Source organism: Reyranella sp. (assembly GCF_004297405.1).
In the GTDB taxonomy this organism is placed as follows: Bacteria; Pseudomonadota; Alphaproteobacteria; order Reyranellales; family Reyranellaceae; genus Reyranella.
This window is the reverse complement of record NZ_SCVC01000012.1, coordinates 253,322-273,463: the sequence shown is the minus strand read 5'-3', so window position 1 is coordinate 273,463 and position 20,142 is coordinate 253,322. Positions and strand designations below refer to the sequence as shown.

Below are 20,142 nucleotides of genomic sequence, written 5' to 3'. Positions count from 1 at the left end.
GCGCGGTCAATCCGCCGCCGGCGGCTTCGACTCGATTCGCAGCCGCCCTTCGAGCTGAAGTGCGAGGACGCCATCACCTTGGTTCTGATTGAAATCATAGGCGATGCCGCCGGGGCTGCACGTTGCGACATGGAACAGAATCGCATTGGGCACATCATGGTCAACAACAGCAGGCGGTGAAACTGTAGTGAGATCGAAGCTGTAGTCCCCAGATGCCAAGAACAAGGGCTGCAAATCGAACGTGCAAACATACCTGCCCGGCTGGCTGGGCAAGGTCCGCTGGGAGAATGCGTTGGACGAGTAGAAGCCGACCGGCAAATTGTTGGCGTCGCGCAGTTGCATGTTGAAGCCGAGCCCGAGTGTGTCCGAGGCATCGACTTCCAAGCGGAGGCGAATGGGGGTTCCCGGCTCATAGGCATCAGTCGGCATGCCATGCACGTCGAGCAAGTCAGCAGCGATGATTGCCGAATGACGGCCACGCCCCCAGTCGCGCGAGGCCTTTCCCTTGGCGAGCGAGGCCGAATAGTGCGCGACTGCCGCTTCGACCGGTCCGTCGAAAATAAGCTGCCCGTCCTTCAGGACGATGCCTCGTCGTGTGAGTGCCGTGACTGCAGCGAGATTGTGGCTGACGAACAGCACCGTGCGACCGGCGCTTGCCACCTCCGACATTCGATCCAGACAACGCTTCTGGAATTCGGCGTCGCCGACCGCCAGCACTTCGTCGACGAACAGGATATCGGTCTCGAGATGGGCGGCCACGGAGAAGGCAAGCCGCGCATACATGCCGACCGAATAGCGCTTGACCGGCGTGTCGAGGAATTTCTCGACACCGGAGAAATCAACGATCTGATCGAACTTGGTCAACACTTCCCGACGGGTCATGCCGAGAATGGCGCCGTTCAGGAAGATGTTCTCACGCCCGGTCAGCTCGGGATGGAAGCCGGTGCCCACTTCGAGCAGGCTGGCCACGCGGCCGTTGAGTTCCACTTGCCCGGTTGTCGGCTCCAGGATGCGCGACAGGATCTTGAGCAGGGTCGTTTTGCCGGCGCCGTTGCGGCCGATAATGCTGACGACCTCGCCGCGCTTGATCTCAAAATCGACATCGCGCAGCGCCCAAAATTCCTCGAGCTCATCGCCTTCGACCACGGCGCGGCCGCGCAGCATGTCGGCGCCCTTGCGCACGACGCTACGCGCGCTACGAACCAACGCTTCACCCAGGATCGCACTGTGCTGAAACTTGTTGTGGCCGATGATGAAGCTCTTACCGAGCTTGCCGGCGCGGATAACAGTGTCGGCCATGGTCAGATCATGTCGGCGAAGCGGCGCTCGGTGCGACGGAAGGTGTGGATGCCGAACCATAGCATGCCAGCCGTGACCAGGAGACTGATCGCAAAGCCCGGAAGGTAGAGAGGGCTCTCGCCGCCGAGAATCGCCCAACGGAACCCGTCGATCACGCCGACCAGGGGATTGAGGCTGTAGAGGAGTTGCCATTCCGCCGGGATGATCTTGGCCGAGAAGCCGACCGGCGAAACATAGAGGCCGACCTGGACCGCAAACGGAATGACGAAGCGGAAGTCGCGATACTTCACGATCATGGCAGCCGCCCACAGCGCCGGCCCAATCGCCACCAGAACGGCCAACAGGACAAAGACCGGCAGCAGCAGGATGTGCCAGTCCGGCATCACGCCGTACCAGGCCATGACGCCTGCGAGGATGATGAGGCTCACGCCGAAATCGATCAAACCGACCAGCACCGTGGCGAGCGGAATGATGAGGCGGGGGAAATAGACCTTGCTGACAAGTTGCGCGTTGCCGGTGACGCTGCCGGACGCATCGTTCAGGATCGATGAGGCGAGCGTCCACGGCAGAAGGCCCGCAAAGACCAGCACGGCATAGGGCGCCGTACCTTCGGTCGGCAACTTGGCGATCTTGCCGAACACCACGGTGAACACGACCATGGTCATGAACGGTCGCACGAAAGCCCAGGCAAGACCGATCACCGTCTGCTTGTAGCGAATCGCAACGTCGCGCCAGGCAAGAATGAAGAAGAGTTCACGGTAGCGCCAAAGATCCCACCAATACTGGCGGTCGGCACGCCCGGCCTCGAGGATGAGCCGTTCCGAGGATCGATCGTTCATATGCCGGACTTCTTACGACGCGGCTGGGCAACAAGGCGAGCGTAGAGTGCCCGAGCAGCAGCGGCAAAATGCGACCGCCGATAGGGTTCGACGGCCGAAGAGTCCGCTCTGCCCTGTCCAAGAAGGCATACGATCGTGTTCACGAGGGCTTCGCGGTCGGCAGGATCGACGATCGCGCCAACGCGCTCGTCGGGAATAGCATCGGCAGTGCCGCCACCCCGCCCCCCGACCACCCTGAGACCACAAGCCGCCGCCTCGAGATAGACAATGCCGAAGCCTTCCTCCGTGCTGGGCATCACATAGAGGTCGGCCAGACGATAGAGATCGGGCAGATCGGCATCGGGCACATAGCCGAGGAAGCGAACAATGCCCGGCGCCATCCTGGCAGCGGCAGCTTCCAGGCGGGCACGGTCATCGCCATCACCGGCCACGACATGAACGAGATCAGGGTACTTTTCGCGGAGAGCCGGCAAGACGGCGAACACTGGCTCATGGCCCTTGTAGCGCTCGCTCGCGGCCAGCCGGGCGACCGTCAGCAGTATGGGGCCGGGCCCGAGTTTCAGACTGTCCCGAAATGCCGGTCGTGGCGGCCCCGGTGTAAAAACATCCTGAACGGTATCCGGCAGGACGCGCACGCGGTCCGGCGGCAGGTTGACCCAGGCCAGCAAAATGCGGCGAGTCTCACGGCTCACCGTGCTCACCATGTCGGCAGCTTCGATCAGCCGGCGCGTCAAGCTACGCTGGTCGTTCCAAACATCGGTGCCGTGCGTCTGCAGCCAATAGCGTGCGCCCAAAAGGCGCGAGAGGACGAAGGCGAGCGGCGCCATGAACACATGACCGCAGAAAACCACGTCGACCGGCCGGAAACGCCAGGCGGCCACGAGGGCGGCAATGGAGAACCCCAGGCGATTGAAGATCGCGGTCGCCTGCCGGATACCCCGCGGCAAAGTAAGGCCCGCGGCATCACCGAGCCGCGGCAGGATCAAAATTTCGACACTGCCATCGGCCAGCGATTCGAACAGATCCTGATTATAGCGCGCAATGCCGCCACGGGCGCCGTAGCAGTCACCGACGAGAGCCAGAATGCGAGAGGCCATTGCGTCGTCAGGCAGCGGCCGGGTCGAGCCAGCCGGCACGCCAGACACGACGCGCCCAGGTGCGCGACGCCGCCGAGAAATCGATGTTGTCGCGCGCCGGCTCACCGGCCGTTTCGCGCAACCACCTGCCGACGGGCGTCGAAAAACCGGTCTTGCGTCGATGGCGAATGGTTTCAGGCAGAGGCGTCGATGGCGCTTCGGCTACGGCATCCTTGGCTCCAACCGCCGCCAGCACCTCACCGGGTGGCAGAGCTGCGAGAAAGAACGGGTCAACATAGGGCACGCGAATCTCCACCGAGTGAGCCATGCCCGCCCAATCGGCATCGCGCAGGAGCTGGTTCCGCATATAGAGCGACGTTTCGAGGGCAGCGACACGATCGAAATCGCCGAGCGGCTTACCCGCTTGCAGTGCTGCGGCGATGCGGCTGAGCGGCGCCAGTCGATGCAACCCCTCGTCCACCATCGCAGGCTCCAGCAGGTCGTCGAGTTCCCATGGCATATAGACACTACGCCTGAGCAGGTAGGCACCTGCCCAGTTTCCCCCGTACTGCAGGACGCCAGCCGCCTTGGGATGCAGGCCAATACCAGCGGCAATGACACCGGAAAGGCCGCGCCTTACCAAAGCGCCAAGGCCCGGCACCCATGACACCGGGCGCAACCAGCGGACGCTGCGCGGCACATCGGTGAACGACGGATAGCCACCGAAACATTCGTCGGCGCCCAGGCCGCTCAAGGCCACCTTGATCCCGGCTTCGCGCGCGGCCTTGGCCACGAACCAGGTGTTGATGCCGTCGATGGTCGGCAGGTCCATCGCGTCGAGCAGCGCCGGCAGATCGTGCTCGAACTCAGCATGATCGACCGTGCGCACGATGTGGCGGGCGCCGTATCGCGCCGCGACCTCGGCCGCCAAGGGTGCTTCGTCGAGAGGCAGTCCCTTGAACTCGGCGAAGGCCAGCGTGACAGCCGACACGTTGCGGACGCCAAGATCGGCCATCGTGCCGAGCAACGCACCTGAATCGAGGCCGGCCGACAGGAAGACCGCGACCGGCACATCCGCCACCAGATGATGGCGCACCGAGTCGTGCAGGGCCGCGGCGAGCTGGCCGCGCGCACCGGCGGCATTGCGCGAACCGGAGACGGCTCGATCGGCAAGAGCTGTCGCCACGTCGTAATAGCGCACGGGCTCATGCGGCCCGGTCGCGTCGACGGTGAGCGTCGTCCCGGCCGGCAGAGCATGCACGCCGCGCCAGACGGTGAAAGGCTCCGGCACGCTGCCGAACAAATGGAACCCGACGATGCCGGCCGGATCGGGGTCGCGCGGCACCGCCCCGCCCGCCAGCAGGGCCTTCGCCTGCGAGGCGAAGCGCACGGTCCAGCCGTCGTCCGCCCAATAGAGCGGCTTGATGCCTAGCGGATCGCGCGCCAGCACCAGCGTGCGCTTCGTGGCATCCCACAGGCCGAAGGCGAACATGCCGCGCAACCGGGCGACCATGGCCGTGCCGTACTCGGCGTAGAGCTGCAGCAACACCTCGGTGTCGGACTCGCTCCTGAAGACGTGGCCCTTGGCCTGCAGCTCGGCCCGCAGCTCGCGGTAGTTATAGATCTCGCCGTTGAAGGTGATGCTGAGCCGACCATTGTCGGCATGCATGGGCTGCGCACCGCCCTCGGACAAGTCGATGATGGCGAGCCGCCGATGACCGAAGCCGATGCGGCGGTCATCGGTGATCCAGAGGCCACTGCCGTCGGGACCACGCGCGGCCATACGCTCGTTGATATGCAGCAGTTCGCCGCGATCAACCGGAGGCGCAACGTCGAGATAGGCGTGGATGCCTGCTATGCCACACATGGCTTGTCCGGCGCAGTCTAGCGTGCGCCGGTGCCTTGGAACACCACGGCGAAGGTCCGGAGCACAATCACCATATCGAGCCACAGGGAGCAGTGCTTCAGGTAGTAGAGATCGTACTCGAGCTTGGCGCGCATTTCGTCGGCATCATGGGCATAGCCCTGGTTGATCTGGGCCCAACCCGTCACGCCTGGACGCACGATGCTACGCAACGCGAAGTATTCGATATCCCGCACATAGCGCTTCTCCAGCAAGGCCGCCTCGGGCCGCGGTCCAACCCAGCTCATGTCGCCCCGCAAGATGTTGAAAAGCTGCGGCAGCTCGTCGAGCCGGTAGCGCCTGAGATAACGGCCCACACGCGTGATGCGCGCATCGGATGAGGTCGTGAAACTCGGGCCGGCGGCACCGTGGTACATCGTGCGGAACTTGATCATGCGGAACGGCCGGCCGCGGCGGCCAATGCGTGTCTGCAGGAAGAACACCGGCCCCGGACTGTCGAAGCGCACGAGCAGCCCAACGATCAGAAGCACCGGCAGCAGGAGCGGCAAGACAAGCACGGTGAGGCCGAGCTCGACGAGCCGGCGGACCACGAGATACTGGCGTGACGGCAAGAGCGCGCCGAACTCGTTGGGCGTCAGGCCGCCGAGCGGCGTGCGGCCGGTCAAGGTCTCCACGATATGGCGCCGGTCGAGCACAGGAATACCGGCAATGGCCGCATCCGCCAGCGCCTCGATCTGCCCCTCCTCCAGCTCGGCACTGAGATCGGCCACGATGGCATCGACCCGCAGGCCATCGCGTCGAACGTCGGCGAAGTCGAGCCATCGACAGGTCGGCAGAGGCGGCATGGCGACGATCGTGCTGCGCGGCATGACGGCATAGTTGCGAATGAGATAGCGAGACCTCAGCTGGGCAACCGTCGTCACCCAGAGCAGCGCCAGCAGGCCGCTGCCGAAGAGCTGAAAGCGTGAATAGTCGAGACGCAGCAGCAGCAGGATCGCGGCGATCAGGGCATAAGTCACGATCGCGATCGGGGCCATGTAGCCTGCATTGCCGCGGAGACGGGCACTGGGATAGGCATCCAGTCTCCGGCCACAGTACCAGACGATGGCATAGGCCAACGCCGTCACCGAAATGGTGATCTCAGCTGCGCCGAACTCCCTGGCGAAGGGCTCGGCCGTCGCATAGATCGGGATCGGCAGCACGACGCAGAACAAGAAGCCCAGAACGGCATCGACCCAGGTTTCGATGAAACGCTGCGGCGCCGACCGCATGAGTGGTGCGCCCGCCTGCCGCATGTCCGCATCGGCTACGTCGAGGCTAGCCGGAAAAGCTCTGCGCACGCTCACTCCCAAGACGACTGCGAGCCGTTCGCAACAGGTACTGCCTGCTGCCGCCCACGTTCTATCGCTTAACTGCCACACCCGCAGGCATGCTCCCACAGCATACTTGCACCCAGAGTGAGCTTATATGAATTAAGCCCCGGCAGCAAAGCGTTCCGGATTCCGGTCCCTGCGACCGAATGCCTGCGCCCACCCCATCCCGAGGAAGGCGCTGACGACGAACCCAATGGCCGGCATCTGCAGGCTGAAATCCACTGTCGAATGGAGGATGGGCACCGCGGCCAGCGCGAAGGCAGCGATTGGCAGATAGCGGTGTGTGAACCGCCGCCGCAGCGCACCGCGCAGGCAAATGGCCCAAGGCAGCAGGACAACGGCAAACGCCAGGAGAGCGGCCACTACCCCCAGCTCCACCATGATTTCGATAGGGGTAGAGTGCGCGAGGTCGTTGGGCTGCAGGATGCTGGCGGGCTGCAGGATCATGTAGGCATCGGCAAAGCCGCCGAGCCCCCAGCCAAGCCACGGCGACAAGGCGACGGCCTTGAGGCTGGTTTGCCAGATGCGCAGTCGGGCCCATGTGTCGTCCGAGGCCGCGAACTTGTTGATCAGCGCGCCGCCGGCGATCAGGCCAACCACGACGAAGATCGCCAGGCCGATGAAGAAGACCCGACCGAGGTCGGGTCGTGACCTCCAGCGTCCGCGCATCATCAGAACGCCGAATGCGAACACACCGATCGCGGTCGCGGCAAATCCGGCCCGCGACGCCGAAAACAGCAACCCGCCCAACAGCAGCAGGAGCGCCGCGATCTGGGAGATCCGCTGCCCGGTCAGCCAATCGATGAAGCGTACATCCTCGTCCTCGCCGTAGCCGTAAGGCACATCGACCTTCTTGCGATCACCGCTGAACAGGAGCGCGATGACGGCGACGATTGCCATGCCGGTGTAGCAGGCAAACGAATTGGAGTTCACGAACGTACCACTCATCAGACAATGCTGAGATTCAGTGAACTCGAACTGCATCTTGAGGTAGGTGCCGACGTAACAGGCGTTGGTCGATACCTGCATCGCCATCCCGTAAGCCGCGACCAGCACACCGCTCATCACCATCGTAATCAGGAGCCAGCGTGCGTTGGCGCGGTCGCGGCAAATCGCACGAGCGATCAGGAAAATCAGACCGCAAGCGATACAGCGCAGCAGCGAATTGCGCGCAAAATCGACGGCAATCGCGGGGACCGGCGCATGAGCGCTGCCCAGAATTTCAGCGGCCCGCTTGAACAACCAAGCGTCACCCGCGAGCGGGGCAAAAGTCGACATCTGCCACAGTGCAAAAGCCACCAGGAGCAGGAAACAGCCGATCAACGCCAATAGAGGTCTTTCCTCCGCCGCGGCGATCGCCATGCCATTCCGATGGCCGATGCCACATGCGACGGGGATCGCCATCAGCCCAAACATGATGCAGAGCGGCGCCCAGGCCCAATCGCGGTTGGCTCCCATCGGCAAGGCAGCGAGCATGAGAACCGCGAAGAAGAGCCCAACCATCGTGACGTCGATGGCCCGGCGCAGGTACCACGGCCAGCGGCGGTCGGGGATGACGCCCGGCTCGACACCCTCCTCCCAATGGGCCGCCTCTCGACGGCGGATCATTTCCTCTTCTCCGCGAGCAACCGCGTGAGCTCGTCCTGGGCGCCCGGCTCATCGCGCACGAAATAGCGCACGAAGAGCTCGTCGAGCGGTGTTCGGATCGCGGCGGCAAACCAGCGCTTGTTCGGGCTGAGCCTCCAGGTTCGGGCGACATAGATGCCGACATACTCGCGCTGCTGGGGCGTAAAAGCCTGCCAATTGTCGAGAATGAGCTGCAGGCGAGCCTGCCAGACCGGCAACATCATCGGTGACGTGTCGATCGACATCAGCAGCGGCGCGATGGAGCGCTGCGACGGTCCTTCGAGTCCGAGCCGGATGACGGCCAACCGGAGCCATTGCACGCCGCGGCCAGGGTCGTTACCCAAACCGAAGTTGAGATCGGCTTCGGCACGCTCCAGCCACTCGGTGCGCTGCGCCGGCGTCCGTTCGAAGGTGGGCACGAGGGCGGCGGCGGCCAGCAACTCCGACCGCTGCATATGCCGGGTCGCCGTGGGATCGAAAGCGATGGCACGATCCAGCGACTCGATAGCGAGCCGCACGTCGCCGAGGTCGACTTTGTAGTCCCACCGCAGTTTGGTAACGACGGGATCGGCTTGCTGGGCTTGCCATGCGCCCTTGGAGACGGGCCACGCGACCCATACCAGAAGCGCACCGCCGCCCCCCAACAGGGCGCGCAGCAACCATTCGAAGATGATCAACAGAAGCCGTTCCCCCTAGGGCCTTTCTGTGCCGGCCGTTCCCGCACTCAACCGTTGCCTGCGAACGATGTCAAAGGTCTTGCACTGGCAGAGTGGACTCATCGGCGGGCCGCGGCGACAGCGTGCGCACCTGCACGTCGACCGTCGCGGTGACCACGACATCCGATGAGCCCGTGAAGGTGCCCTTAATCGGCATTGCCTGCTCGGGATCGCGGCCGACTCCGACGCGGATCAGCCGCTCGCTGCCGATGATGCCGTTGGTCGGATCGAACTCCACCCAGCCGGCCCCTGGAAGGTAGACCTCGAGCCAGGCGTGCGGAAAGGCATGCGGCGTCACTTCGCCCGGCGCGGCGTCGAGCACTGGATCGTAGAGATAGCCGGTGATGAACCGTGCGGCGATACCGAGCGAGCGTGCACCTTCCATCATCAGGAGCGCATAGTCGCGACACGTCCCGCCACCGCTTTCGAGCGTCGTCGCCGGTGGTTGTGTGCCGATCTCGAAACGCATGGCGTACTTCAACGTTTCCTGGATGCCCTTGCAGAGCCGCGTCAGCGTCGCGAACGTATCGGCGCCACCCTCGCCTTCGAGGAACTGCTTGGTCCAGGTCGCGACCTCTGCATTGGGGTCGGGATAGTGACGCTCGACGTAACGCGCCAGATCGGGCGCGTCCTCGGCGAGGTAAGAGAGCGGCAGAGTGCGTGCGTATTCCTCAATCGGCGCCAGCTCCGGCGGCGATGCGAAATGTTCGAGCTGAATCGTACTCGACAACTCCAACACCTGCGTCGTGCCTTCGAACGACGCGATCGCGATCGAATTGCCGAACGGATCATGGATCCAGCGCACCTGAGCCGTTGGCTCGATGGCGAGGCCGGTGTGCAACAGGCGAAGGTCGTGGCTGTCGCGCGGCCGGAACATCAGCCGATGGTCTCCGAGCGTCACCGGCTCGGAATATTCGTAGCGAGTGCGGTGGACGATCTCGAGTGTATGCATGCCTAATCATAATGCCTGATTTCGGACACCGTTGCAGTCTCAACCGACCGTGTGCCGATTTTCGCCAAGAGCATGCTCGCCACTTTCGCCGCCCTTAGAGGCGCTCAAGCGAAAGGATAAGGCCCCGGGAAAGTGCCGACCGGCATGAAATGCGTGATGAGTCCTGTCCCCTCCAGCCAGTGATGCAGCAGGAACGCCGGCGGCTCGACATGCGAGGCAGGCTTGGCCTCTGGCCGAAGTTGCAAGGCGATGGCGGTTGTGGTCGAGGGTGCCGTGCAGAGCATCGTGCCGCCAAAGCGTATCTGCATGAACCGGTGAACGTGGCCACAGACCACGCGCTCGACCTGTCGATGACGCGCGACGACATCGGAAAATCGCTGTCCTTCGCGACAGGAATAGAGATCGAGATAGGGTATGCCCGTATCGAATGGGGGCTGATGCATCATCACGATGGTCGGGCGTTCGGGCTCCGCCGCCAGTACCCTGTCGAGCCACACCGCCCCTTCCGCACTGACGACGCCGTGGTGCAAACCAGGCAAGGTGACATCGAGGGCGACGATCCGTACCGGGCCACGATCGTCCACGACATAGTCGATCGGCCCCGTCGCCGGCAGCCAGCTTCTTCCGACGAACACGCGGCGGAAGGCCTCGCGTTCGTCGTGGTTGCCAGGGATCGCCAGCAAGGGAATGTCGAGCGGCGCCAGGAGCTCTCCAAGCATGGCGTATTCGTTGTCATGACCGTGATCTACGAGATCGCCACTCAACAGCACGAGATCAGGTCGCGGATCGAACGCATTCACCGCTGCAATCGCCGCCGCAAACTGTGCATTGGAGTCGATCACACCTTGGTAAAGTTCGCCTCGCGGCCGGACATGAGGGTCCGAGAGCTGAGCGATCAGCATCTACGCAATCTTGCGGACGAACTGCTCCAGCCCCTGCCGCCCCTTCGGCGTGATCGCATAGACGCCCCGTTCCACTCGTTCGAACCAGCCATAGAAGTCACTTCGCAAGATGCTTGCCACATTGGGCACGTCGGCCGCCGTCCGCATGGCAGCGAGTTTCATCGGCCCGTTCAGCGCCAGCAGTTCCGCGCAACGCAACGCCTGTTGGCGGTAGGCTGTCATCAGCGGCGCCCGCATCGCCTGACCGCCGACATTGGGATCGCCGACGCGGCGCGCGTGCTCACCCAGCATCCGCCCCGCCTTGCGCTTGTTCTTGCGGGGCACATAGGGCACGGGATCGAGCACCACATCGGCCCTGTTCCCGCCAACCACGATCAGGCCCAGTCCCAGTCGACGGCAAAGCTTTTTGACGTTCTTCATCTGCTTGGGCCATTGGCCGACAGCAAGATAGACAAGGTCTGTCAGTGCCAGGCGATCGACTCCCTGCAGCACCAATCCCAACCCGAAGACGCGCTTCAGTTCGACCACGACGGGCGGTTCCGCGCCGCGCACCGCCACGACATCGCAGCCGCGCACTTCGCCCTTGACGGCGTAACCCTGGCCTTCCAGCAGCGCCTTCACCGGCGCATAGAGCTCACTCTCCAATGACATAGCTCTCTACCGTAACATGCCGCCAGAAACGCTCCGGGGGAAAACTGTATGACCGAGTTGCTGGATCAAGGTGCCGCCGCCATTGCCGACGCGGTGCGTGCGGGTAAAGTCAAGGCACGCGACGTCGCCGAGATGGCAATCGCCCGTGTCGAGGCAAAGAATGGTCAGCTCACAGCCATCGTCGATTTCGATCCGGCCGAAGCACGCACCTCGGCCGATGCCGTCGACACCAAACGCAAGCAGGGTTTTGACGGTCCCATCCTGGGCGTGCCCTACACGGTGAAGGACACGACCTGGGTGCAAGGCCGTCGCGTCACCAACGGCTCGTTGCTCTACAAGGACTTCAAGCCGCCGCGTGATGCCGTCGCCGTCGAACGCCTGAAGAATGCTGGCGGCATCTTTCTCGGCATGACCAACACGCCGGAAATGGCCGCCAAGGGCCATACGGAAAACAAGGTCTACGGCCCCTCGCGCCATCCGATGAATCCCGCATTGACGCCGGGTGGCTCGTCCGGCGGTGCCGCGGCAGCACTGGCGGCCGGCTTCACGCCGATTGCGCTCGGCACCGATGGCGGCGGCTCGGGACGCCGGCCGGCTTCGCACTGTGGCGTCGTTGGTCTCAAGACGTCGGCTGGCGCCATCCCTTCGCCGTTCGGTTTCGGTGGCGCCTACGGGCCTCTCTATGGCGTGACCGCCCCCATGGGCCGCTCGGTTGCCGACGCCCGGGTAGCATTCGAGGTGATGGCCGGTCCTGACCGTCGCGACCCGCACTCCGTTGCCCTGCTCGACGTGCCACCTCCCGCCCAGCCGCGTATCGCGGTGAGCCCACGGCTCGGCCTCGATGTCGCGGTCGACCCGGATGTCATGGCCGCCTTCGAAGCGGCGATCGAGAAGCTGCACGCGGCGGGTTGGCGTATCGAAGAAGCGGACGTCGCCTGGCCCGAGAACACGAATGAGGCGGCCTTCTCTGCCGTGAATGCCGCCGCCTCGACGTTGCTCTACGGCGAGCGACATGCTGCCGACAAAGACCTCTTCGGCGACAATGTCTCGGGCCTGATCGAGCGTGGCGGTAATGTCCCCGGTACCGATGTCGTGGCAGCTTTCCGTCTGGCCGATGCCTGTGCACGCTCGGTCGCACAGTTCTTCACCGAGTACGACTACCTGCTGACACCGACCACGGCCTGCGTTTCCTGGCCGGTCGAACAGGTCTATCCCAAGGTGATCGAAAACAAGGAAGCGGGTCCACGCGGCCACGCCGCCTTCACGCCATTGTTCAACCTTGCTCTCGTGCCGGGCATCTCGATCCCTTGCGGCACTGGCCGCGACGGATTGCCGGTCGGCCTGCAGATCGTGGCCCCGCGCCTGCATGACCGACCACTTCTCGCCATGGCCCAGCGGGCGGAAATGGCACTCCGTTGACCAGCGTTCCCACCGAGATTCTGATCGTCCTGGGTGTGGCGGCCATCGTCGCCATCGGCATCAGGCTGTTCCGAGCCAATAGCGCTGCCCGACGTGAGGCACCGCATATCCACGATGGGTTGATGAAACGTGCCGAGACTCATGCAGCCACAAGTTCATTCCTCCGGAAGGTATGCCGGGAATACAAAGCCAACGGCCACATCTCGAACCGTCAGGCCGAAGCTGTCGCCAAGGCGCTTGCACGTCTCGAACGCGGGCGAGCTTGAACGGCTTCGTGGGTCGATCGATGGTCAGTCGACAGCTCTCGGAGCCGGCCTTCTCGCCGACTTCATCGATGAGAAAACCCTTCGGGCGATGACGCAGCAGACTAACCTGCTGGCAAATTGCTAGCACTGACGCTCGATGCATCTGTCCACCGAAGAGTCGATGACATCGGAGTTGAATACGCTCTAGTGTCGCGCCGTGCCTCGCTCCCGTGAAAAACTCTCGGCCGCCTCGGCCCGTCGCATCGCCCTTGCAGCACAAGGGTTCAATACGCCCCGGCCCGATGGGGCCTCCAATCTCGGCCATGTGAAGCGCGCCATCGACCGGCTGGGTCTGCTGCAGATCGATTCGGTGAACGTGCTAACTCGCGCCCACTACCTGCCGCTATTCTCACGGCTGGGAAATTACGACAGCGCCCACCTCGACGGTCTTGCCTGGGGACGCAAGAGCCGACGTGGCCTGTTCGAGTTCTGGGCGCACGAGGCGTCGCTGCTGCCGCTCGCCTCGCAGCCCTTGCTGCGGTGGCGCATGGCCTGCGCCGCCGCGGGCACCGGCAAGCGGTGGCTGCCCAAATTCTACCGCGACAAGAAGGCCTATATCGAAGAGGTGCACCGCGAGCTTGAACGGCAGGGGCCGCTGGCAGCATCCGATCTCGGCAACGGCGGCGAGCGCCGTGGTCCCTGGTGGGGCTGGAACGATGGCAAGCTTGCTCTCGAATGGCTGTTCTTCGCCGGTATCGTCACCACCGCGACGCGGCGCGGCACCTTCGAACGGGTCTACGACCTCACCGAACGTGTCCTGCCCGCCCATGTGCAGGCACTGCCGACCCCCTCGCCGGAAGAAGCGCAGCGCGAGCTGCTGCGCATCTCCGCCCGCGCCTTGGGCGTGGCGACCGAATATGACCTGCGCGATTATTTCCGGCTGCCCGTCGCCGACACCAAGGCACGGCTGGCCGAACTGGTCGAGGCCGGCGACCTGCTGCCCGTGTCTGTCGAAGGATGGAAGCAGGCGGCCTACCTCGACCCCGAGGCGCGGCAACCGCGCAACGTCGAAGCGCGCGCCCTGCTGGCCCCCTTCGACCCGTTGGTCTGGGAGCGCGACCGTACGGAACGCATCTTCGATTTCTTCTATCGCATCGAGATCTACACGCCGGTCGCCAAGCGCAAACACGGCTACTATGTGCTGCCCTTCCTGCTGGGCGACCGGCTGGTCGGTCGCGTCGATCTCAAGGCCGACCGGGCCAATTCGAAGCTGCTGGTCCCCGCGGCCCACCTCGAACAGGGTATCGAGGCCAAGGCGGTCGCCGAGCCGCTGCGGGAGGAGCTTCGGTTGATGGCGGACTGGCTCGGCCTGGAAGGCCTCGTTTTGCCCCGCACCGGCGCCTTGGGCCGGGCGTGGAGCGGCAAACGCCAGGGATAGCGGCAAAATAGCGCTTCGCTGCGAAACAGAGCTCTTGGCTTCCGGCTCCGGCACCGGCAAATGACTCGCTCCGCAGAATGCCCTTTGCCCGAAGGAAGCCTGATCATGGGTGTCTATCGTTCGTCCAAGACCACCAGCGGCCAGCATGCTGCCGGCGCCCGCGCCCTGTGGCGCGCCACCGGCATGACCGATGCGGATTTCGAGAAGCCCATCATTGCTGTCGTCAATTCCTTCGTGGAGTTCGTCCCCGGCCACGTCCACCTCAAGGACCTCGGCCAGATGGTCGCGCGCGAGATCGAGCGGGCCGGCGGTGTCGCCAAGGAATTCAACACCATCGCCGTCGACGACGGCATCGCCATGGGCCACGAGGGGATGCTCTATTCCCTGCCCTCGCGCGACCTGATTGCCGACTCCATCGAATATATGGTGAACGCCCATTGCGCCGACGCGATGGTCTGCATCTCCAATTGCGACAAGATCACCCCCGGCATGCTGATGGCGGCGATGCGCCTCAACGTGCCGGCGATCTTCGTGTCCGGTGGCCCGATGGAAGCCGGCAAGGTCCATTGGAAGGGCCAGGATATCAAGGTCGACCTGATCGATGCCATGCTGACGGCCTACAAGCCGGGCGCGAGCAAGGAAGACGTCGACGTTTACGAGCGGTCCGCCTGCCCGACCTGCGGCTCCTGCTCCGGCATGTTCACCGCCAATTCGATGAACTGCCTCACTGAGGCGCTGGGCCTGTCCCTGCCAGGCAACGGCACCGTCCTCGCCACCCATGCCGATCGCCGCGAACTGTTCCTCGAAGCCGGCCGGCGCATTGTCGAACTGACCAAGCGCCATTACGTCGAGGATGACGCTTCGGTGCTGCCGCGCTCGATCGCCAACTTCAAGGCATTCGAGAACGCCATGCGGCTCGACATTGCCATGGGCGGGTCGACCAACACGGTGCTGCATCTGCTGGCCGCCGCCTTCGAGGGCGAGATCCCCTTCACCATGAAGGACATCGACCGCCTCTCGCGCATCACGCCGCATCTCTCCAAGCTCGCCCCCTCCTCGCAGCTCTGGCACATCGAGGACGTGCATCGCGCCGGCGGCGTCATGGCGCTGCTCGGCATCCTCGACGGCAAGGGCATGATCCATCGCGATGTCGCCACGGTGCACACCGCCACCATGGGTGACGCACTGAAGCGCTGGGACATCGGCAACGGCGCCGACGAGGGCGTGAGGAACTTCTATCGCGCCGCCCCCGGCGGCGTGCGGACCACGCAGGCATTCTCGCAGAACAAGCGTTACCCCGAACTCGACCTCGACCGGGCCAATGGCTGCATCCGCGACTTCGACCACGCCTACAGCCAGGATGGCGGTCTCGCCGTGCTCTATGGCAACCTGGCGCTCGACGGCTGCATCGTGAAGACCGCCGGCATCGACCCCAGCGTGCTCAAGTTCAAGGGCAAGGCGATCGTTTTCGACAGCGAGAACGATGCGACGGCCGCCATCCACGCCGGCAAGGTAGCCGCCGGGGATGTTGTCGTGATTCGCTATGAAGGGCCCAAGGGCGGGCCAGGCATGCAGGAGATGCTGGCGGCAACCAGCGCCATCAAGGCGCGCGGCCTCGGCGCCCAGTGCGCCCTGATCACCGACGGCCGTTTCTCAGGCGGTTCGTCAGGCCTCTCGATCGGCCACATGTCGCCGGAAGCGGCGTCGGGTGGAGCGATCGGCCTGGTTCAGGACGGCGATCCGATCGAGATCGACGTGCCAGCCCGCACCATCGCCCTGGCACTTCCCGAGGCGGAGATCGAGAAGCGGCGCGCAGCGATGAAGGCCCTCGGCCGCGCGGCGTGGAAGCCCAAGCGCGACCGCAAGGTCTCGGCAGCGCTGCGAGCCTATGCAGCCCTGGCAACGTCGGCAGCGCACGGCGCCGTGCGCGACGTCGATCAGGTCGGGGGTTGAGATGAACGACCTCGTACTCAAAGGCGGCCGCGTCATCGACCCCTCGCAGGGGATCGACAAGGTAACGGACATCGCCTTCGCCGGCGGCAAGGTCGCCGCGATCGGCGACGGCCTCACCGGCAAGGACACCCGCAACGTCGCGGGCAAGATCGTCTCGCCTGGCCTGATCGACCTGCACACGCACGTCTATTGGGGCGGCACCTCACTCGGCGTCGAGGCCGAGCTGGTGGCGCGCTCCGGCGGCGTCACGACCTTCATCGATGCCGGCAGTGCCGGCCCCGGCAACTTCCACGGCTTCCGCAAGCACGTGATCGAGACCTCGCCGGTCCGCATCCTGCCGTTCCTCAACGTCTCCTTCCCCGGCATCTTCGCCTTCTCCAAGACGGTGATGGTGGGCGAGAGCGCCGACATGCGCCTGCTCGATGCCCGCGAAGCGGTTCGGGTTGCGCGCGAACACAAGGATCTGGTGCTGGGCGTGAAGGTCCGCGTGGGCAAGTCAGCCAGCGGCGATTCCGGCATCATGCCTCTCGATATCGCGCTCGACGTCGCCGAAGAGACTGGCCTGCCGCTGATGGCCCATCTCGACGCACCGCCGCCGTCACGGCACGAGGTGGTGAGCCGCCTCCGTCCGGGCGACATCCTCACCCATTGCTTCCGCCCCTTCCCCAACGCGCCTGTCCGTGTCGACGGCAAGGTGCGCGACGAGATCCTGGCTGCGCGCCAGCGCGGCGTGATCTTCGATATCGGCCATGGTGGTGGATCGTTCGGCTTCGGCACCACACGCAAGATGCTGGCCGCCGGGTTCCTGCCCGATGTCATTTCCTCCGACGTGCATGCGATCTCGATCGAGGGCCCAGCTTTCGATCTCCTGACCACCATGTCGAAGTTCCTTTGCCTCGGCGTCGATCTGCCGACCGTCATCAAGCTTGCCACTGTGAATGCCGCGAAGGCGATCAGCAGGCCAGAACTGGGTACGCTCAAGGTCGACAGCGTCGGCGAAGCCACGGTGATCAATATTGCCGCCGGCAAGTTCGACTACGCCGACTCGATCGGCGAGCGCCTGGAAGGCGACAAGCGGCTACTCTCGGCCGGCGTCGTGTTGGCCGGCAAGTGGTGGCATCCCCTGTAGGGTTTCAATTTTCTGGCCCTGCCGGTCTCTTCTGGCAGGAATAGAGTCCGTGGAATCAAAGGCTTAGAAAGAATCGAACTTTCTAGACGGCCGATCGCAACTTCCACAGGACCGGGATCGTTGAATTATCGTGACTGGGTAATCAGCGTTGCCTCTGCCCCCGCTTCGGCGACGCCGTATCTCCCCATCCAGTCTCAAAGCCCGTCCCCGAGTTTGCTCAGGGACGGGCTGCCTGTTTGTGGGGTCTCAGGCTGCGGCCTGCAGCCACGCAACGGCGAACAGGCGCTCGGGATCGGTCCAGGTCTTCGCAATGGCAAAGCCGCCGCTCGCGGCCAGGGCTGCGATGCCGTCATCGTCGTATTTGTACGAATACTCGGTATGGATCCGCTCGCCTGCGGCGAAGGCAAACCGACGCCCCGACACCGTAACCGTCTGGGGGCGCAGGCTGCGGAAGTAGATTTCTATGCGGCCCTCGATCGAATTGTAGAACGCCTCATGAGCGAAAGCCGCCAGATCGAAGGTGGCGTCGAGTTCGCGGTTCATGCGTCGCAGGAGGTTGAGTGTGAACTGCGCCGTCACCCCGGCTGCGTCGTTGTAAGCGTCGTGCAGCCGCTGTGAATTCTTTTTGAGGTCGACGCCCAGGATCAGAGCACCGTCGTCGCGCAGCAACCGGCGGGCACGACGAAGGAAAGCCGTCGCCTCCTCTGGCGTGAGGTTGCCGATGGTCGATCCGGGGAAGAAGCCAATTCGTCGTGCGCCGTTGATGAAGGCCGGCAAGCTGTCGAGCGCCATATAGTCGGCGCTCACCGGCTCGACGCGCAGCTTCGGATAATCGCGACGCAACCGCGCGGCCGTCTCGTCGAGATGCTCGCGCGAGATATCGATGGGCACGTAAGCATCGAGATCGGGCATGGCGTCCAGCAGCAGACGCGACTTCACGCTGGAACCACTGCCGAATTCGACCAGCACACACCCCGGACCGGCGCGTTGCGCGATTTCGGATGCAGACCCTCCCAAGATCGCCGTCTCCGTGCGCGTCAGATAGTACTCAGGCAGCTCGCAGATCGCGTCGAACAACGCGGAGCCGCGGGCGTCGTAGAGGAAACGCGCTGGAATGGCACGCGCCGCGGAGGCGAGACCAGCCAGAACCGCGCTTCTGAAGTCCTCACGATCGGCCGTACCGACGCGTTCGAGGGAGGCAATGGGCAGATTCATTGGAGATCCTCTGCAAGGCGAATGCCGCCGAACATCCAGCGCGCATCGGGCGGGAAGAAGTTGCGATAGGTCGGACGGACATGACCGCGCGGAGTTACGGCGCAGCCGCCGCGCAGCACCATCTGATTGGCCATGAATTTGCCGTTGTATTCGCCGATCGCGCCGGGCGGCTCGCGATAGCCTGGATAGGCAACATAGGGGCTAGCAGTCCATTCCCAGACCTCGCCGAGACCATCGAGCATGGGAGCGCCCACTTCCCATTCGGCTTCGCGTGGTAAGCGCTTGCCCGCCCACTTCGCGAAGGCAGCCGCCTCGAAGGCGCTGACATGGCAGACTGGTCGCATCGGATCGAGCGGCTCGAGACCCGACAGCGTGTAGATCATCCAGGTGCCGTCGTGCGGCTCCCAATAGAGGGGAGCCTGCCAGCCGCGCTGCCCCACACAATCCCATCCCGCCGACAACCAAAATTCGGGGCGCCGATAGCCACCGTCTTCGATGAAGCCGAGAAATTCGCTGCAGTTCACCGGGCGAAGGGCCAGCGCAAACGCATCGAGCCACGTCCGATGGCGCGGTCCTTCGTTGTCGAAGGCAAACCCTCTTCCATCATGACCAACCTCGACCAGGCCGGGTTCGAACTCGCGCCACGCGAGCGCGCGCGCCTCGCCGGTTCGTCCCGACGGGGCTCGATAGGCAGGCTTGATCGGGTTGAGCGACAGGGCATGCTTGATATCCATCAGGATCAGTTCCTGATGCTGCTGCTCGTGTTGCAGGCCGAGTTCGACAATGTCCCCCGCATTGCTAGCATTGCCTACAGATAGAAAGGCGGTCATCGCGTCGGTGACGTGGCGACGATAGGCCATCACCTCGTCGATACCGGGACGCGTGATCAGACCACGCTGTGGCCTCGGATGTCGCGGGCCGACGGCCTCGTAGTAGGAGTTGAAAAGATACTCGTAGGCCGGATCGAAAACCTCGTAGCCGCCCGCATGAGGGCGCAACACGAAGGTTTCGAAAAACCAGGTCGTATGCGCGAGATGCCATTTGGTGGGGCTGGTGTCGGCCATGGACTGGACCGTCTGATCCTCGGCCGACAGGGGCGCCGCCAACGCCTCGGTATGGGAACGAATCGCCAGGAATCGGCGGAGGCCGTCGAGATCGTGTGCTTGCAGTGCAGGCATTGTCGGGTCGGACACGAAACCTCCGCAGGTCCTAACTTGGTAGCCCACTGTCCGGTTGCAAGTGTGCGATTGCACGGTCACCCTCGCAACGTCGACGCGTCCACCCGAGGCAAGCAAGTGCCAATTTGCGAGATCGATCCCTGGCGCACACAATATTTTGAGAGGGTGCCCTGCCCGGTCGACACTCGCATACCGACTGAGGACAGCGACGCCTGGATTTGGAACCCACGGTACCGCTGGGTCTACGATAAACTGCAGGTTGCGCTC

Annotated in this window: 17 protein-coding genes; 5 read left to right on the top strand and 12 right to left on the bottom strand. The window is 64.1% G+C overall.

Annotated features, from left to right (window positions below; genetic code table 11):
- Positions 1–6: 6 nt before the first annotated feature.
- The 10 genes from EPO50_RS11125 to EPO50_RS11080 all read right to left on the bottom strand — a co-directional run bounded on the left by EPO50_RS11125 (position 7) and on the right by EPO50_RS11080 (position 11,298).
- Positions 7–1,299 carry an ABC transporter ATP-binding protein gene (locus tag EPO50_RS11125; protein ID WP_296343908.1) on the bottom strand — a complete coding sequence of 431 codons (1,293 nt, stop codon included), beginning with the start codon at positions 1,297–1,299 and terminating at the stop codon, positions 7–9.
- Positions 1,300–1,301: 2 nt separating this feature from the next.
- The gene (locus EPO50_RS11120; protein ID WP_296343906.1) at positions 1,302–2,138 is read right to left on the bottom strand and encodes an ABC transporter permease; all 837 of its coding nucleotides are present in this window, start codon (positions 2,136–2,138) and stop codon (positions 1,302–1,304) included.
- Positions 2,135–3,235 (bottom strand): glycosyltransferase family 4 protein, encoded by a 1,101-nt coding sequence (locus EPO50_RS11115; protein WP_296343904.1) that lies wholly within the window; start codon positions 3,233–3,235, stop codon positions 2,135–2,137. Before EPO50_RS11115 ends, EPO50_RS11120 begins: the two co-directional genes overlap by 4 nt.
- 7 nt (positions 3,236–3,242) lie before the next feature.
- A complete protein-coding gene (gene asnB, locus EPO50_RS11110) occupies positions 3,243–5,081 on the bottom strand; it encodes an asparagine synthase (glutamine-hydrolyzing) (RefSeq protein ID WP_296343900.1) in 1,839 nt (612 codons plus the stop codon).
- A gap of 17 nt (positions 5,082–5,098) precedes the next feature.
- On the bottom strand, positions 5,099–6,418 hold the full coding sequence (locus EPO50_RS11105) for a sugar transferase (RefSeq protein ID WP_296343898.1): 1,320 nt from the start codon (positions 6,416–6,418) through the stop codon (positions 5,099–5,101).
- Positions 6,419–6,550: 132 nt separating this feature from the next.
- Positions 6,551–8,059: an O-antigen ligase gene (locus EPO50_RS11100; RefSeq protein ID WP_296343896.1), complete on the bottom strand. Its 1,509-nt coding sequence runs from the start codon at positions 8,057–8,059 to the stop codon at positions 6,551–6,553.
- Positions 8,056–8,754, bottom strand: a complete 699-nt coding sequence (locus tag EPO50_RS11095) for a hypothetical protein (RefSeq protein ID WP_296343895.1) — start codon at positions 8,752–8,754, stop codon at positions 8,056–8,058. The genes EPO50_RS11100 and EPO50_RS11095 overlap by 4 nt, the downstream gene beginning before the upstream one ends.
- A 70-nt stretch (positions 8,755–8,824) precedes the next feature.
- The gene (locus EPO50_RS11090; RefSeq protein ID WP_296343893.1) at positions 8,825–9,745 is read right to left on the bottom strand and encodes a transglutaminase family protein; all 921 of its coding nucleotides are present in this window, start codon (positions 9,743–9,745) and stop codon (positions 8,825–8,827) included.
- A gap of 104 nt (positions 9,746–9,849) precedes the next feature.
- A complete protein-coding gene (locus EPO50_RS11085; protein WP_296343891.1) occupies positions 9,850–10,647 on the bottom strand; it encodes a phosphodiesterase in 798 nt (265 codons plus the stop codon).
- Positions 10,648–11,298, bottom strand: coding sequence for a DUF2161 domain-containing phosphodiesterase (locus EPO50_RS11080; RefSeq protein ID WP_296343890.1), 651 nt, complete (start codon positions 11,296–11,298; stop codon positions 10,648–10,650).
- A gap of 48 nt (positions 11,299–11,346) precedes the next feature.
- Between EPO50_RS11080 and EPO50_RS11075 the strand changes: the two genes are divergently transcribed.
- The 5 genes from EPO50_RS11075 (at position 11,347) to EPO50_RS11055 (ending at position 17,482) form a co-directional block, all read left to right on the top strand.
- Positions 11,347–12,717 carry an amidase gene (locus tag EPO50_RS11075; protein ID WP_296343888.1) on the top strand — a complete coding sequence of 457 codons (1,371 nt, stop codon included), beginning with the start codon at positions 11,347–11,349 and terminating at the stop codon, positions 12,715–12,717.
- Positions 12,714–12,983: a hypothetical protein gene (locus EPO50_RS11070; protein ID WP_296343886.1), complete on the top strand. Its 270-nt coding sequence runs from the start codon at positions 12,714–12,716 to the stop codon at positions 12,981–12,983. Before EPO50_RS11075 ends, EPO50_RS11070 begins: the two co-directional genes overlap by 4 nt.
- A gap of 196 nt (positions 12,984–13,179) precedes the next feature.
- Positions 13,180–14,400 (top strand): winged helix-turn-helix domain-containing protein, encoded by a 1,221-nt coding sequence (locus EPO50_RS11065; protein WP_296343884.1) that lies wholly within the window; start codon positions 13,180–13,182, stop codon positions 14,398–14,400.
- A gap of 105 nt (positions 14,401–14,505) precedes the next feature.
- Positions 14,506–16,353: a dihydroxy-acid dehydratase gene (gene ilvD, locus EPO50_RS11060; protein WP_296343882.1), complete on the top strand. Its 1,848-nt coding sequence runs from the start codon at positions 14,506–14,508 to the stop codon at positions 16,351–16,353.
- A 1-nt stretch (position 16,354) separates the two neighbouring features.
- Entirely contained in the window at positions 16,355–17,482 is a 1,128-nt protein-coding gene (locus tag EPO50_RS11055; RefSeq protein WP_296343879.1) for an amidohydrolase/deacetylase family metallohydrolase, read from the top strand.
- Between the two features lie 246 nt (positions 17,483–17,728).
- Here EPO50_RS11055 and egtD read toward each other — a convergent pair whose 3' ends face one another.
- Positions 17,729–18,697, bottom strand: coding sequence for an L-histidine N(alpha)-methyltransferase (gene egtD / locus EPO50_RS11050; RefSeq protein ID WP_296343878.1), 969 nt, complete (start codon positions 18,695–18,697; stop codon positions 17,729–17,731).
- On the bottom strand, positions 18,694–19,890 hold the full coding sequence (gene egtB / locus EPO50_RS11045; RefSeq protein WP_296343876.1) for an ergothioneine biosynthesis protein EgtB: 1,197 nt from the start codon (positions 19,888–19,890) through the stop codon (positions 18,694–18,696). The genes egtD and egtB overlap by 4 nt, the downstream gene beginning before the upstream one ends.
- Positions 19,891–20,142 lie beyond the last annotated feature (252 nt).

What these genes read in the sequence shown, in the direction of transcription:
- EPO50_RS11055 (WP_296343879.1), top strand. Translation starts at nt 16,355, where the DNA reads ATGAACGACCTCGTACTCAAAGGCGGCCGCGTCATCGACCCCTCGCAG.
- EPO50_RS11080 (WP_296343890.1), bottom strand. Translation starts at nt 11,298, where the DNA reads ATGTCATTGGAGAGTGAGCTCTATGCGCCGGTGAAGGCGCTGCTGGAA.
- EPO50_RS11125 (WP_296343908.1), bottom strand. Translation starts at nt 1,299, where the DNA reads ATGGCCGACACTGTTATCCGCGCCGGCAAGCTCGGTAAGAGCTTCATC.
- EPO50_RS11090 (WP_296343893.1), bottom strand. Translation starts at nt 9,745, where the DNA reads ATGCATACACTCGAGATCGTCCACCGCACTCGCTACGAATATTCCGAG.
- EPO50_RS11120 (WP_296343906.1), bottom strand. Translation starts at nt 2,138, where the DNA reads ATGAACGATCGATCCTCGGAACGGCTCATCCTCGAGGCCGGGCGTGCC.
- egtD (WP_296343878.1), bottom strand. Translation starts at nt 18,697, where the DNA reads ATGAATCTGCCCATTGCCTCCCTCGAACGCGTCGGTACGGCCGATCGT.
- EPO50_RS11100 (WP_296343896.1), bottom strand. Translation starts at nt 8,059, where the DNA reads ATGATCCGCCGTCGAGAGGCGGCCCATTGGGAGGAGGGTGTCGAGCCG.
- EPO50_RS11085 (WP_296343891.1), bottom strand. Translation starts at nt 10,647, where the DNA reads ATGCTGATCGCTCAGCTCTCGGACCCTCATGTCCGGCCGCGAGGCGAA.
- EPO50_RS11075 (WP_296343888.1), top strand. Translation starts at nt 11,347, where the DNA reads ATGACCGAGTTGCTGGATCAAGGTGCCGCCGCCATTGCCGACGCGGTG.
- asnB (WP_296343900.1), bottom strand. Translation starts at nt 5,081, where the DNA reads ATGTGTGGCATAGCAGGCATCCACGCCTATCTCGACGTTGCGCCTCCG.
- EPO50_RS11115 (WP_296343904.1), bottom strand. Translation starts at nt 3,235, where the DNA reads ATGGCCTCTCGCATTCTGGCTCTCGTCGGTGACTGCTACGGCGCCCGT.
- ilvD (WP_296343882.1), top strand. Translation starts at nt 14,506, where the DNA reads ATGGGTGTCTATCGTTCGTCCAAGACCACCAGCGGCCAGCATGCTGCC.